The sequence below is a fragment of the Scytonema sp. NUACC21 genome (genome assembly GCF_054684315.1).
In genome coordinates, this window is sequence record NZ_BAAFZH010000109.1 from 574,611 (window position 1) to 590,310 (window position 15,700).

General features: G+C 38.4%; 13 protein-coding genes. All 13 read right to left on the reverse strand.

What is annotated here, in order from left to right; translation table 11 throughout:
* Positions 1-23: 23 nt before the first annotated feature.
* On the reverse strand, positions 24-1,217 hold the full coding sequence (locus tag ACYRY3_RS44620; protein ID WP_460208270.1) for a glycosyltransferase family 4 protein: 1,194 nt from the start codon (positions 1,215-1,217) through the stop codon (positions 24-26).
* A gap of 27 nt (positions 1,218-1,244) precedes the next feature.
* Complete coding sequence (locus ACYRY3_RS44625; protein WP_460208271.1) at positions 1,245-2,381, reverse strand: glycosyltransferase family 4 protein; 1,137 nt, start codon at positions 2,379-2,381, stop codon at positions 1,245-1,247.
* 43 nt (positions 2,382-2,424) lie between these two features.
* The gene (locus tag ACYRY3_RS44630; RefSeq protein WP_460208272.1) at positions 2,425-4,056 is read right to left on the reverse strand and encodes a GMC oxidoreductase; all 1,632 of its coding nucleotides are present in this window, start codon (positions 4,054-4,056) and stop codon (positions 2,425-2,427) included.
* Positions 4,057-4,129: 73 nt separating this feature from the next.
* Positions 4,130-4,780 carry a class I SAM-dependent methyltransferase gene (locus tag ACYRY3_RS44635; RefSeq protein ID WP_460208273.1) on the reverse strand — a complete coding sequence of 217 codons (651 nt, stop codon included), beginning with the start codon at positions 4,778-4,780 and terminating at the stop codon, positions 4,130-4,132.
* Between the two features lie 85 nt (positions 4,781-4,865).
* Positions 4,866-6,143 (reverse strand): ABC transporter ATP-binding protein, encoded by a 1,278-nt coding sequence (locus ACYRY3_RS44640; RefSeq protein WP_460208274.1) that lies wholly within the window; start codon positions 6,141-6,143, stop codon positions 4,866-4,868.
* Between the two features lie 188 nt (positions 6,144-6,331).
* Entirely contained in the window at positions 6,332-7,285 is a 954-nt protein-coding gene (locus tag ACYRY3_RS44645) for a hypothetical protein (RefSeq protein ID WP_460208275.1), read from the reverse strand.
* 28 nt (positions 7,286-7,313) lie between these two features.
* Positions 7,314-9,569, reverse strand: a complete 2,256-nt coding sequence (locus tag ACYRY3_RS44650) for an N-acetylneuraminate synthase family protein (RefSeq protein ID WP_460208276.1) — start codon at positions 9,567-9,569, stop codon at positions 7,314-7,316.
* Complete coding sequence (locus ACYRY3_RS44655) at positions 9,559-10,245, reverse strand: acylneuraminate cytidylyltransferase family protein (protein WP_460208277.1); 687 nt, start codon at positions 10,243-10,245, stop codon at positions 9,559-9,561. The genes ACYRY3_RS44650 and ACYRY3_RS44655 overlap by 11 nt, the downstream gene beginning before the upstream one ends.
* Positions 10,245-11,045, reverse strand: a complete 801-nt coding sequence (locus tag ACYRY3_RS44660; RefSeq protein WP_460208278.1) for a class I SAM-dependent methyltransferase — start codon at positions 11,043-11,045, stop codon at positions 10,245-10,247. Before ACYRY3_RS44660 ends, ACYRY3_RS44655 begins: the two co-directional genes overlap by 1 nt.
* A 64-nt stretch (positions 11,046-11,109) precedes the next feature.
* Positions 11,110-12,399 (reverse strand): ABC transporter ATP-binding protein, encoded by a 1,290-nt coding sequence (locus ACYRY3_RS44665; RefSeq protein WP_460208279.1) that lies wholly within the window; start codon positions 12,397-12,399, stop codon positions 11,110-11,112.
* 2 nt (positions 12,400-12,401) lie between these two features.
* A complete protein-coding gene (locus ACYRY3_RS44670) occupies positions 12,402-13,181 on the reverse strand; it encodes an ABC transporter permease (protein ID WP_460208318.1) in 780 nt (259 codons plus the stop codon).
* A gap of 541 nt (positions 13,182-13,722) precedes the next feature.
* Positions 13,723-14,643 carry an NAD-dependent epimerase/dehydratase family protein gene (locus tag ACYRY3_RS44675; protein WP_460208280.1) on the reverse strand — a complete coding sequence of 307 codons (921 nt, stop codon included), beginning with the start codon at positions 14,641-14,643 and terminating at the stop codon, positions 13,723-13,725.
* Between the two features lie 4 nt (positions 14,644-14,647).
* A complete protein-coding gene (locus ACYRY3_RS44680; RefSeq protein WP_460208281.1) occupies positions 14,648-15,697 on the reverse strand; it encodes a polysaccharide deacetylase family protein in 1,050 nt (349 codons plus the stop codon).
* Between the last annotated feature and the right edge of the window lie 3 nt (positions 15,698-15,700).

The following is a 15,700-nucleotide window of genomic DNA, read 5'->3' on the forward strand; positions in this document are numbered from 1 at the left end:
ATTGGTCAAGCCATAATTGTGTCCTAATTAATGTAGGTGATGGTTTTGTAATAGTTCAACAGCTCTTGAACTGTTTGCTCAATTGAAAATTCCTGAATTTTGTATTGAGCTGATTGACCAATTTCATATAATTTAGGGTGTGTCCATGCCTCAATGATTTTTTTTGCAAGTGCCTCTACATCACCAACAGGTACTAAAAACCCTGTTTTTCCATCTACAATGAGTTCGTCAAAGCTGGCTCCAATTGTCCCAATGACGGGTTTCCCTAACGCCATTGCTTCTAAGCAAGCATTTGGTAAATTATCGATAAGTGAAGGTAAAACAACTAGCTTAGCACCAGTAATAATAGGGTAAAGCTGGGTATGTGGCGTTTGTCCAAGGAAGATAAGTCGCTGGACGTACTGATTGCATAGAGATCGCGCATATTCCTTCATCGAAGGGGCGAGCGCAGATGGCATATCCAATCCTACAAAAACTACATGACAATCAGGATACTGTTTTAACACTTGGGGTAGAGCTTGCGCGAGGATATGAAATCCTTTGTGAAGTTGAAAACGACCGAAGAATAGTATGTAGTTCTTGTCCTTTAAGCTAGCATCATATATAGATGTGTCCCATTCAGTGGTTTCTAGATAAAAGGGTGTCCGGATGACTTGTACATTGAGGATGCGAGCTTCTTGGGCAAGCATTTTTTGCAATGTGTAGCTGGGCGCATAGATGTGTTTGCTAAAGCGAAGCTGAAGCCATTCCAACCACTCTGTTGCTTTGGCATCCAAGTTCCGTTTTAATCCAGCTTGTTCATTCCAAACAGGACGATAGCAAGAAATTCTTGTAACGTAGGGGATACGGAGTAACAAACTTGGAACAAGACCACAGGCACGCGAGTTAGGAAACTGAACAATATCAAAGGGTTTTTGAGTATTTAATTGTTTGAGCTTGCGATACGCTTGTAAGCTAAAATCCAGCCACCTAGCTGTGGTAGAGATGCGCGATCGCGAGAGCTTATTAAGTCTTTTATGAAGTTTGCCTACAACTATACGGTGAATTTGGACTCCTTCGCAGTCAAATTCAGCCTGGTTATTATCACTGAGAGTAATAACGTGTACTTCATGACCCAAAGAAACCAAAGCTTTAGAAACTCGGTGAACATAGTTTGCTAACCCACCACTAAAGTAGTTTTCGGTCACATATTCTGGGGTCACAAATCCAATACGCATATGCCTACCTATTTAGGTGGGTGTTGACTATGAGTTAATTTGAAAGTAATTTAGAATATCCTTGGCACGATTTGTCCAAGTAAATTGCTGGACATCCTGCCATGCCTGTTCGACCATTTGGGTGGACAACTCAGGGTTTTGAATGAGAACACGAAGCGCAAAAGCGATCGCATCAGATGAATCTGGTTCAATGAGGAAAGCATTTTCACCATGACGTAAAAACCCCTGAAGTGCAGGAATATTGGATGCAATGACTGGGCGTCGAGCAGCCATATATTCAAATAACTTTAGGGGTGAAGTAGAGTAAGCTAATTCATGATTCATGGAATTTGGTAGTAGAAGAAAATCAGAAGCTGCCAAGTATTTGGGCACCTGCTGATTGGGAACAAAACCAGCAAAATGAATGTTTTCTATACCCTTTGCTAGCTTCTGGCATCGTTCTATATCCCGATCCCACCCACCTACTAAGCAAAACAAAATGTCTGGTAATTCCTTTGCTGCAGCAATCACGTGCTGAACTCCCTTAGAATCATACAAGTGACCGCAGTATGTTGCTATTTTTGTTATACAAGGAAGCCCTAGCTCTTCCCGTAACACACTTGAAGAAGATAGGTTAGAAAACATAGACAACTCAACAGCATCCGGCCAAACAAGTATTTTGCTGTCAGGTATCCCTGCTTTGATATATTTTGTTTTTAAGTAATTGGTAACAGTTATCAATCCTTTAAAAAAAGGCTCTTGACAAACTGTTAGAATATGTTGAAATTCAGGATGTTCTGTTTCTATATGCGTTTCGATCATTGTATTTAACTTTAGTTGTACACATAAGCGACCTGCATAAGGAGAGCGAGTAAATATAAAATCTGGATTAGTAAATTTAGCATAAAGTGCGGCTAGCCTATCAAAATTAGGATAGCGGTATTTGGAAAAAAATTGTTCTCTTACTCGTAAATGAACAGGTAATCGTATCACTTTAAAAGAGCAAGGCACTCCATACCAATCTGTAAGACTGATATTATGTAATTGACAGGGTAAAAAGCTTCCTCCAGTCAACAAGCTTAATGAATTTACTTGACCAGTTAATGCTTCCGCCATCTTCATGGCTTGAAAGGTATGTGCCCACTTAGAGGGAATATTACCTTGAGAAATGTAAATGACTTTCAACGCCTACTCCAATACATTGCCCAGCAAAATTTTCGTTTCTATTTCAAATCGTCCTAGCTGTATCCATTGAGCCAGTCTCTTTAGTAAAATAAGTTACTAGATGATGGCAAAGCCTTCTAGATAAAGCGAGAATAGTATATGTAGGATTTGCATTTCCACCAGTAGGAAAAACAGAACTTCCAGCTATATAAAGATTTTCTATTCCAAAAACTTTGCAGTTAGAGTCAACGACTCCTTCATCCAGTGTATGACCCATCCGTGTCGTTCCCATATGGTGACTTGCATCTCGTACAAACTCCAGGTTCTTGTGTGCTTCATCATCTATCATGATTTCTCCTAATTGACTTTCAGAAAAGATTTCTTTCATTTTGTTAATAAATCTTTCAAAATAGATTTTATCTAAAGGAGATAGTTGCCAATCAATAACAATTTTTTTCATCCCAATTGCGTCAACTTCTTCCCCTAGAAATAACTTGCTATCATAATTGGGTGATTGCTCAAGGTAATGTGTTATTTCATAAGCCAATATTTTCTGATTTTTCCTTAAAAGTATTTTTATTAAAGCTTTGAGAAAAGCTTTATAATTTAAAAGTAATTCTTTTATTACCTCTATTAATTTATAAAAGCTTCTAGTCAAAAAAGCTGACTTTAGCTTTTTTGTAATATCAGAATATATTTTTCCATATTCATCGTATATTGGTTGACAATAAAAGTTATGATTTAACGTTTCACTCTCCTGTTGTTCATTTTCCGAGAGTGAAAAGCCAAATTTATAATTTGTATTTTCTATAAGAAAAAGTTTTGATAATGTATTATTAGTTAAAGGTTTGACTATACCAAGTTTACCTTTCGGATGATCCATGTAAAATCTTCCTACTAAATCTTTAGAATTACCAATACCAGACTTAACTTGATTGTTAGAATTTAACAATAATCTTGCATTTTCTAGACCACCGCACGCTAAAATAAAAACTTTAGCTATAACTGAATAAGCTTTTCCTTCTAGAGTTTTTAATCTTAATAATTGAACTTTTTTATGCTCGCAATCTAAGACTAATTCATAAGCATTTACACATAAAATAACTTTTACATTTTTTGATTTTTCTAGCTGCTGATAAAAAGCTGTAGCAAAATTAAGAGGAGGTTCTTGCGTATAATGAATTGTATATTTTAGTTTTGGAAATTTACTAAATAGACTGGGCGTTATTTCTGTTTTCTGGCTTTCAATTAAGCACTTAGTTAAGCTTGGAATATTATATTTTTCAGCAACTTCGTTATAATAAGGAAGAAGATCTTCATAAGAAATTGGCCAACCACTGAAAGATAACCAATCTTTTTTTAGAAAATCTATGGGCTCTAACATTTTCCATTTACCTGACCAGACATTAGTTGTTCCCCCAAACATTCTGACCCTGCATTCTTCTTTAAAATTTTTTGCTAAGTGAGAATTAAAATTATATTCCCCATTACGAATACTTTTACCTATAGATTTCATTTCATATAATTTTTGAATTTCAGGTATAAATTTAATGTCACCACTTTCTACTAATAAAACATTTTTTTCTGTCCCATTAAAAAACATTGATATATCAATTCCTGCTGCTCCAGCACCAACGACACAAATATCCGTTTCAAAAGATGTTTCCGGCTTGAATTGATTGATATTTTGAATCATGCTTTGTTCTAAAATTTAGAATTGCTTATAAAATTTTACTAAGTCATTTAGTAAATATTAATCCGAGTTGACTTTATTTGATAGCTACAGCCTGAATATTTGATGGCATCATCGAATCAATTTCTGTCTCTTGGCACCTATTGCGCGAGCTGTATTGCTTACCCAAAAATCTATCTAACTTTGGTAATAGTAAACATAATATTTCTACTAAAATAATAACTAATTTAGATTTCACATCACACTGTAGCAAAATTCGTTGTAAGAGGATAGCTATCGTTTCAAAAGGTTGTGAAGACCCCCTGATTGTAATATTGCTCCACTTACTAAAAAGTAATTTAAAACTAAAGGGAGTGAAATGAAAAAAATCATTGGGTCCTTCATGATAACAATATACTGCACTCGCATGAACGATCAATTTCCCTCCAGGCTTTAGTATGCGATGAAGGTCGTTAATAAAGTTTTGAGGTTCAGGGACATGTTCGAGCAACCCAGTACATAAAATCATTTCAAATGATTCATCATCTATTTTGCTTAATTCCTTGTTTAAATCACCTTGCACATCTGCTTTTATTCCTCGGCTTTTCGTCACACTATACACATTTGGAAAATATTGTTCGTAAGGAACATTTTCTGAGTCTATAACTAAGACTTGGTCAATGGTGGCGTTTTCTTCGTACAATCGTCGCAAGTTCTTAATAGATAGTTTTCCTTTCAATAAAACCATTTTTCTGTAATTCTTATTATGTTTTTGGCTTAACTAAGTGTGTGAGACAAGTAGTGCAGTTTAAATTGTTTTGAAATTATTCAATTTATAACAATTTCCATTGGCAAGGCTGGTAGAACATTGAGTCACTCATGTTTTTTTCGGAATGAACTGTGAATCTAAAATCTTCCACTATTTCCAATGTATATATAGGACCTTCTCTTATTAAAAGAAAACCATGATAGTAATTTGCTACTAAGCCAACATAAGGAAGTTGTATTTGTAGCTCATGCTTTCCAGGAGGAAGATTGAAGAATGTATTATCGTTCCAGTTACTTAAATATAATAAATTACCTTCACCTGATAAATCCTTAATTTTAAAGCGAATGTTTATATTTTCTATTTTTCTGTAAGCTTGAAATCCCAAACATAAATTTGCTGATTCACCAGTAATCAGGGAATCTAGAATCTGACCTTGTTCATCTTGAAATTTTATATAAGTTAAGCTAAATCCTATATTTCTACTTTCTGGTTTCTCTGATAGAAATGTAATTGCCTGACTGGTTGGTTTTTTAGCTTCAAATAAATCTTCTTCGTATTGATGAATTATATAATTTGTATCTCCAAAAGAAATAAATTGACCTTTTGATAAATAAACTGATTTCTCACATATAGACATTAATTGATATGATTTATGCGAAACTAAAATAAACGAAACATCATTTTTGCGGAGTTCTCCAAGTTTTCTCTGGCACTTGGCTCTAAACCTGGCATCCCCAACTGATAACACTTCATCAATTAACAAAATATCTGGATCGGTGTGTACTGCACAGGAAAAACCTAGCCGTGCTGCCATCCCAGAACTATAACTCTGTACTGGTGCATCAATTGCGTCTCCAATCTCTGCAAACTCTACAACTTCATCAAAGCGCTCCTTAATTTCCTTCTCCGACAAGCCCAAAATTGACATATTTGTATATATATTTTCTCTCCCTGTTAAAATAGGATTAAATCCAGCTCCTAAAGCTATCAATGGTGCTAGCCGACCATTAACTTCAACAAATCCAGCGTCTGGCTTGATTAACCCTGCGATAATTCTCAGCAGTGTTGATTTGCCACTACCGTTTTTTCCTACTAAGCCCAATGCTTCTCCCCGGCGCAATTGGAAGTTGACATCCTTCAGTGCCCAAAATTCCTGAGGGCGCAATTTGTCACTTTTTTCCCGCAGCCCCAATACTTCAGAGATAATATCTTGAACACCATAAAACAAAGACTGTTTTAAATCCCGGCAAAACTTTTTGGAAACTCCATTTACTGAGAGAACAACTTCACCATCAGTATGATTTAGCTTCTCTGATGCTTCTTGCTCATTGATGCTCGTCATAATTTACAAACTTATCCTCTCAAATGTAGGTTGCCAAAGAATAGATAGCAAGTAGCAACCCTGTGAATGTAAATAGACTTGCTATCCAAAAGCCTTGAGGGTTTGAAACGACACTTGTTAGCTTTAGCTACCATGTCGTCCTCGCTTTTTCACAGCAATATCGAATGAAATTAGAGAAAGAAGATTCACTATTGAATATAATTACTTTGCGTCTTTCTTTTTAAAGACATATATAGGCTGTGTAACAAAGGAAAAGAGTCTCTCACATAGCCCATTAACTCTTTTACGAATAATTTGAGATATTGTTTCTTAAATATTGACCGCCACAATAGCCACCTCATTTCAGACGGTGTCAGCATAAGTTCCTGCCCTAGTTCTGTTGCAGCTATTCTCCTTTGTGTTTCTATATTGCAATTAGGAAAATCAAAATACTGAGAGTACTGCGCTTCCCAATTCCTATGATGTTTTGTATAGTCTAAATGTTCATAGCTTGGGTCTTCAGATTTTGTTTCAAATTTAGGACCATAGAAGAAAGAAGATAAACCCATGACTGAGGCGAAGAGCAAAGCAGAGGTCATTTGATTGGAAAAGGCATACTTTTTATCACGCGTATTGGCAATAAAGTTTTTTAGAAACTGAGTTTCAAAGAGGCTGTTGCCATTACTTACAACCTTAAAACCTCTATCTAAAAAAGGTTTATCTAACCCTTTTTCTCGATCTAAATGATAAATACATACAGTAATAGGCTTGTATTCATCTGGCAAATTGCACAGCATTTCAGCATACTCTTCAAAGTCACAGTTGACATTTATCATTGCACTAGAGTGGCAGGGAAACACGATAGAGCCCTTTTTCTGAGACTTAGGTAGTTCAGAGTAGTTTATTAGTGTTAACAAATACAAGAATGGTGCTCCAACCGCTCTAGTGTTCAATCCATTAAATTTTTGTTTGTACCGATCTTCTATCGATGTAGACCAATACCAGTTCTCTGAAGCATCATAACGAGCATCATGTATCGTAGGAATAATGCTCCATCCATGTTGAACTGCAACAGGGCTCGGTAAAAAAAGGGGAAATTTTGCATACCTTTTTATGATTTCCCCAATACCATAATATGTTACGCCTTGATAAAACTCTTTCACGATTTTTCTCCTCAAAGGTTCAAAATTTTTAAACCGGGCTAAACAATCTTTCTAGTTGTTCAAGGGCTATCCAGAATCCTTCTCCTTCATTTTTATGTCCTTGCCAAATTTCTGGAATAAATGAAGCAGTTGGTGCGGTTTTCTCCAGAATTTCTGCTAGATCTGAAAAATCAATATCACCTTCTCCTATTTGAAGCCCTTCTCCATCTATACCTTCCGCATCGGCAATGTGTAAATGAGCAGTATATGGTCCTACTTGTTCAATAAACTTCTTAAATGACCACTTGTGATGATTGCAAGCTAGTTTAGAATGGGAAACATCCAAACACACTCGATAACCATTTTCGCGGCAGAATCTAGCGGTATCCTCAGGATCTACGAATAAGTTATGGAAACGCTGACCGCCAAAGTGCCAGGGAAATGGAGGCATCGTTTGAGGAATAATTTCTACTCCCTCCATATCTAGCCTAAATAAGCTATCAAGTAGTAGCTTGTATAAAGTGATCCGCTTAGGCAAGTGCAACGGTGCATCGATTGTAAAACCGCCAACATTGGTAACAATACATGGTCGAGATGCTTTTTTGAAAAAGGGTTTTAATTCACGGGTTATGTCAATCACTCGCTGCAGTTCTCGAATGGAAAGTTGGCGATAATTTTCATCCAGTGAACATAAATCCAAAACATGGTCGCCCGAAAATAACTCTGGGCTGTGAACTACTAAATCCAGATCGTAGGATTGGTCAAAATATTGATAAATATCTTGCTCTAAATCCTTGTAGCTGAGATGAAACTCTAGCAAATCTGGATTTGTTTTTGCCAAAATGGTTTTGAAGTCATGATAACGAACAGGTATACCCCAAGGAAGTGTGAATTTATAATGACGGGCTTGAACCTGCTCTTGTTCTAGGTCACTAGGGAAGAAAAAGTCACCAGCATTAAAGGGTCTTTTGGCTTTCAATCCGATGAGTTCAGCTTTGCGATTAGGTTGTAGACCACGTCCAGGACTTTTGACTTCAATCATTTCTGCTGTAATCATTTGCCCTGGTTCCAAATCGCAGTTAATTACCAAACTTTTAGCAAGAGTCTCGCGGTTCATGAGTTCGCCCTGGCTGAGTCTGCGCTCAGTAGCAGTTCCTAAAGCCTCCTCGATTTGGCGAATACCCCGCACCATCGCTTGAAACTCTTGTGGCAACAAACTAACTTTGTGGTCGTTGCCTTCCATTGATTTGTCAAGGGTAAAATGCTTTTCAATCACCTTTGCGCCTTTAGCAACTGCTGCAATCGCTACATGAATATCTCGCTCATGTCCTGAATAACCAACAGGGCAATCACCAATTTCTTTGAGCCTATCTAAATAGTTGAGATTTACATCTTTGAAGGGAGCTGGATAAGTAGAGTTGCAATGCAGTAAAACATACATAGCTCCCAAACGTTGCAAGAGATGGGCTACTTCAATAATCTCTGCCTCAGTGGACATACCAGTAGAGCAAATCAGTGGTTTGCCAGTTTTAGCAAGTGCAGTTAACAGGTCATGATTTGTCAAATCTGCTGAAGCGACTTTATAAGCTTGTATCCCATATTCTTCCAGGAGTGCCAGGCTCTCCAAATCCCAGGGAGTACACAGTGGTAAAATATCCCGCTCTTTACAGTAGTCAAAAGCAGCCAGCATTTCTTTTTGGCTAAGTTGGAAGCGAGAGAGTAAGTCTAGAGTATACTGGGAGCCTAAGTCTTCACTGGCATCATTAGCATTACCAGCATTGCGATACAGTGCTCGCATACTCCGCAGTTGGAATTTAGCACAATCAGCTCCTACAGCCACTGCTTCATCAATTAACTTCTTGGCTAACTCTAGGCTACCGTTGTGATTATTGCCTATTTCCGCAATTATAAAAGTCGGTGACTCTGCATCAATTTTAAACTTACCAATCTGGACGCCATCAGGTCGCTTTCTAGCAATGGCAACTAGATGGCGATTATGGTCTAGCAGTGGGATAAATTCAATTTCATGGGAGAAGTAAGACCGAATCTTTTCAGGGTCATCCTTAAAAAGGGCATGCTTAAAGTTTTTATTAGAAATTTTCCAAACAGGTTGATTTAAATCTATATTGTTCTGATTAACCAACCAACGTCTGAAGTCTCCATCAGTCAGGACACCTTCTAAAACCCCAGACTCCGTTACAGAAAAAATGATCCGACTCTTGTTGTCACTGATTTTTTTCAGCGCATTCAGTATACTGTCTTCAGCAAAAACAATATATTTAGCAAGATTTCTATCAATTAGCATTTGATTGTACCTGTTTCTTTATGAGAAATTCTGCAATTTCAAAATCAAGAATTGAGTCAATTTCCCAGGCGGCAGCTTCGTTCATTGGAAACAGGGAAATTTTTCCACCCAAACGATTGCCTAACTCTTTCAGTACCCAAGGTTTGAAAATATAGATAGAGCCATTTTCCATAAATTGAGGCTTCATGTCCTGACGACGTAAGCGGTGGCGATAGTCATAGTTAATAGATTTTGCAACCCCATTAACTTCTTCCCAAAGAAACCTGTGTGATGGAGATACTGATAATAATGAATCAGCATTTTCTGCTTGTATTTTTTCAATTGCACTATCAATATCTGCACCTGTTCTAATTGGAGAAGTACATTGCAGAAATACAATGAAATCTGGAGAGATGCCAGTTTTCTCAATTTCAGACAGTGCATGAATTAAGGCAGACTCTGAGGATGCAGTATCGCCTGCGAGCTCATTAGGACGATTGATTATTTCTGCTCCATATTCCCTGGAAGCTTCTGCTATTTCCGGATCGTCTGTTGAAACATAAACATTATTGATGAGTTTCGCTTCTTTACCATCCAAAATAGAATGGGCGATTAATGGCTTGTCTCCAAGCAGGCGTACATTTTTTCGAGGAACACCCTTGGAACCTCCACGAGCAGGGATAATAACAATTGACATTATTTAATTGCCTCAACATAAAGGCTATATATTTTGTGCTTCAATATGTCTATTGAAGGATTTATCATATATTGACAATCAGATTCTCCAAATGAAACCTTCCTAATTTTTTGAAAACCTGCCTTTTCTAAACTATGACGTAATTCTTCATAATCGTATAAGTGGATATGAGCGTGAATGCGATCTTGCTGTAGAAGAGAAACACACCAATCTCTAAATTCATATTTTGATAAAGTAGCTAATTTCTCCTCTATTAACTGCTTATCTACCACTGGCCCCCCACCTGTATCTAGTCGTCCTGAGTAGGAAGCAAACCAACCAACCAATCGGTTATGTATTAAGAGTGATTCAGGAGGTAAATCAGCTTTGCACACTCGGCTCAGTATGTAATTTCCATCTGCTTGTAAAAAAAAACGCCAATTTGCATCTCTATAGCGTTCTAGGAGTAAGTCCATATCAGGTGTTGAAAAACGACAGCAGCCTCCAGGCTTTAGACACCGATAGATTTCTTCAAAAAGCCGTAATCCATCTTCGTATGATATGTGCTCAATGACATGTGATAAATGAATTACATCTATAGTTTCATTCCTGAATGGTAGCTTTTCTTTTCGGAAATCAATAATATGATCTGCATTAATAAGATCGACCGTTTCCCAACCTGGACGATAAAAAGAGGAATTTGTGTCACCAAGAGAGACAAATCGTTTTCCAGAAAACCTAAGAAAATTCTCCAATTTCCTGACTATAGAACTACGACGTATAGGCCCTACTCTAGCTTTCAAATTATAAATTCCAAACATTCTTAACCTCGATTTTATGAATGATTATATTTATTAATAAACTTCATAGTTTCTTAAGATTTTGTTATGATTTTGATTGATTTTTGGGTCTAATTTTCCAACTACGTGATTGATAAATTCTGCTATAACTGATTCCTGCTTGCTTTTCTACAGCAAATTCAAAAGAGTCTACTCTATCGATAAGATCTCCATTTTCTTTTCGCATTAGAATTCTCATGGTGTAGGTACCTGGTCCTAAAACTAGATATGGTAGTTCTATTTGAAGTTCATATTCTCCTGGAACTAGTTCTAATAAAACATTGTCATCTGGGCTATTAAGATATATGACTTGTCCTACATCCCCAGAGTCTACTTGAAGATTGACTTGAAGATTATTAATATATTGATTGACTTTGAAGGCTATGGAAAAATATGCTGGTTTACCACTTAGTACAGAAGCAGTACTTGTACCATCATGATTTATTAAACTAATTGATTCAATAATTAAATCAGTTCCATTACTTTCCAAATGCTGTACTTGCATCTTACCCATCAGCTTCTTTGAACCAACGAATAAGTCAGCTTCATATTTATCCATTACAGAGCGAATACCCCCACATATAATAGGTATCCCCTTTGAAAGGTATACACCAGACTCACATACTGTTGTCAACGCATCATGATTATGGCTAACCATTATAAATGATGTTCCTTTTTCTCGTAGTTCGTATAGTTTACGAACACACTTAACCCTGAATTTGACATCTCCCACCGCTAATACTTCGTCAATTAAAAGAACATCAGGTTCTGTATAAATTGCACAAGCAAATCCTAATCTTGCAGCCATCCCAGAACTATAGCTGTGAACTGGTGCCTCTATTGCGTCCCCAATTTCTGCAAACTCTACAACTGCATCAATTCGCTCATCAATTTCCTTTGTAGTTAAACCTAAAATAGACATATTTGCATAAATATTTTCCCGTCCTGTCAAAATTGGATTAAATCCAGCTCCCAAAGCAATCAATGGTGCTACCCGACCGTTAACTTCGACAAAACCTGTATCTGGTTTTATTAAACCTGCAATAATCCGCAGTAGTGTTGATTTCCCACTACCATTTTTCCCTACTAAACCTAGTGCTTCACCTCTTCGCAATTGGAAGCTAACATCTTTCAGTGCCCAAAATTCCTGTTTTCTTAGTTTCTCACTTTTTTGCCGTAATCCCAGCAACTCAGTAGTAATATCCCGAACACCATAGAACAAAGAACGCTTCAAATCCCGACAAAACTTCTTAGAAACTCCATTAACTGAGAGGACAATTTCATCACTAGTATCGTAAAGTTTTGCTTCCATTTCTTGCTCGTTGATACTCATCATAATTATGAACTAATCCTCTCAACTACAAAGGGCATTGCAAGACGGTAGAGAAGCCAAGCTAGCAGCAATCCCACGATCGCAATTACACTTGCTATCCAAAAACCTTGGGGGTCAGAGATGACACCTGTAGTTGCCAACTCCCTTGCTGTCACTAATAAAGGTGTAACGGGGTTGAGTTTTACGATGCTGCCAAATACTCCCTCACTAGGAACTGGGTATACCACTGGCGTGAGAAACAGCCAGAACCCAGTAATCAGAGTAATCCCCATTGAAAAATCTTGATAGAGAGCACCAAGAGGGGCTAACAGCAAGCCTAAAAATGTTCCCAGTAATATCAAATGAACTATAGCTACTGGCGCTAAAAGTACGCTCCAAGTTATTGGTATTTGAAACCAGATAAACAAGCCTATAATGAGAATTAACTTAATGCCAAAGTTAAAACACACTTCACCCAGCTTAGCAACAATTAGCGCCTCACGGGGGAAATTAATCCTCGCCAACATCGGCTTTGCAGATGTTACAGCCTGAACGGGTCCATTAAGTGCTTCTACAAAGGTTTGCCACAAAGTCATACTGAACATGACATAAGCAGGATAAGGCAAGCCCGTGCTACTGATATTAAGAACTCCATTTCCTTTGGCAAGGGTAAAACCAGCTGCCATAATCACTGGAGGTAAAAATGCCCAGAGAATTCCAAGTAATGACTGGCGGTATTTAGCACTGATATCCCGAACCAGCAGTCTCCAAGCCAGTTCTCGTGAAGCCAGCAAGTCCCGCCCCATTTCCTTGAATAACTGAAGTGGATTCCTCATTTGGCTCTCAGGTCGATACACGGCTCTAGATGAGGTGCGAGCTAATCCCTGAGGTTGCTTCGAGACTTGATTTTGTGTAGATTTCCGCAGGCTTTTGCGAATCATGATGGAATAAATTACCTCATTCTGTTACATCTGCATGGATTAACTTGCTTTACTCAATTGTTGAAACATCTGCATTCATTCCACAGGTATTTACAATACTGTTCCTCAGTTAAACCCGCCTTGGCGATAGGTTTTTTGCTGTTCATTTGCTTACCTGTATATTGGATCAACTCAAGAGTACGCGATCGCTTGTAACTAAAACATCAGTAGCCCCAGAAAAAATACTATTTGTTCGTTGCCCCACTAGTTACTTCTCTCAGTAATCTTTCTATCAGGAAGTATTTGTACTCTACTGGTCATCTTCATAAAAACTTAAAAAAATCTAAATTTTGATAAGAGAATATTATGCCCTTGAATTCAAGGCATATTAAGGATATTGCTGATTAATTAAAAACGCCCCGATATTTCACGATTCAACTAAAACACGCAAGCCACATGGAACTGACCATTGAGGTTTGAAATTGAATAGCGAAAATACCTTCGATATGTCAGCCTGAGAATGCTGAATCTCGCCAGGTCGGGCAGACGTAAAGTGAATTTCTGAGTTCCACTGGCTAAAGCAGGTTTTGAGAATATTTACCAGATCGAGAAGCGACGTTTCTTGACCAGTGCCCACATTACAGCTTAAGCAGGAACCTACAGGCAAGGGAGTTGTTAAGGCTCTTGTAAAAGCAACTGCAACATCCTTCACGTAAATGAAATCTCTGGTTTGTGTACCATCCCCGTAAATTGTAATGGGAAGACCTTTTTGTATAGCGCTAGTAAAGATAGAAATCACCCCAGAGTATTGTGAATTGGGAACTTGGCGAGGTCCAAATACATTAAACAAACGTAGAGCAATAAACGATAAGCCAAACTCTTTAGCAAATAAATTTACATACTGCTCGCTCGTGAATTTCTGTAATCCATAAGGAGAAATAGGACAGGGCTGTTGATCTTCTGAAATAGGTAAATATGCTTTATCTCCATACACGGCTGCAGAACTAGCAAAGACAAGTCTGGGGATGTTTAAAGCTTTGCACAAAGAAAGCACGGAAATTATTGCAGAAAGATTGTTGTGATGAGACTCTAGAGGTCGGGACCAGGATTGTGTAATTGATGGGGTAGCCGCTAAATGGGCAATTCCATCAATTGGCGGAGTGAAATCTTCTGGTTGACAGTCCAGTACATTTTTGAGCAATAATTGAAGACGAGGATGATCGGGCAAGTTTTTTAAGCTACCAGTAGTTAGGTTGTCAACCACAGTTACACAGTGACCTTCTATTAGAAGCTGTTCTGTGAGATGAGAGCCAATAAAACCTGCGCCTCCGGTGACAATAAAATGCATACTTTTAAGTCTCAAGATAAAACCATCTCGACAGTTGCCTAGCAAATTCCTCACCATCCCAATCCTGTACTACAAGGCGAGGGAGCTGAAAACAATCATTGTTTCGCTGCACTTTCGTAGGAATGGTGGAACAAGCACAAACAAAGCCAACTTTACGGGCCAGTTCTACTGTTTGTCCGGTGTAATCCCCGTGAGGATAGGCAAAGCTATTTACCGGACGCTCTATGATTTCTTCTAATCGGGTTTTACTATGCTCAATTTCATACTGCTGCTTAGACCCTGACAGCGTAGAGAGGAAGGGATGGTTGACCGTGTGAGCACCTACCTCAATCAGTGAACCCTGCTCTAATGCGTACACTTCCTCAGCCGAAAGGAAACGGTGTGTCGGGCGGCTTTTGCTCTCAGCACCAGACCATGTTAAGATTTTATCCATCAGATTTTGGCGCTCGTCTGGAGCCAAAGGTCGCAGTAGCTGATAAAGAGTACGGTACAGACGCTGGCGTGGACTGGGGTCAAATTCTTTTGGTACGCACCAAGTCCAAGTACGATGGCGCTGATAGGCATCCTTACTGTAGTAGGCTGCTTCGCCTAAATCCCACAGGTAGGTGGTGCCGTACATGCTTAGTTGAAGAATATTGGGTAGTGTACTCGGTTGCAGTAGCAGTCGTTCCAATTCATCCCACCAAGACTCTCGTTCGCGATCGAGGTTGCCAGTAGCTACAAACACTGTTGCAGGGATGTCATACTGCTCCAGCAATGGTTTAGCGTTATGGAGATTATCAGCGTAACCATCGTCGAAGGTAATTGCTACTGACCGATTGAAAGGTTTTCCATTCTGTACACTTTGGACTAGGTGTTGCAGTGACACTGGGTAGCTATATTTTTTCAAGACTTCGAGATGTTCGGCGAAGTGGCGTGGCTTCACGCATAGTTGAAATGGGTCTGAGGGTACATCAGCCACACGGTGGTAGAGTAGGATAAGCCCCCCTGGTGCGAATCGGTTTTTAAGCCGTGCTGCTACACGTCGCAATCTGCCAATTCTAAACGTTTTCATGGC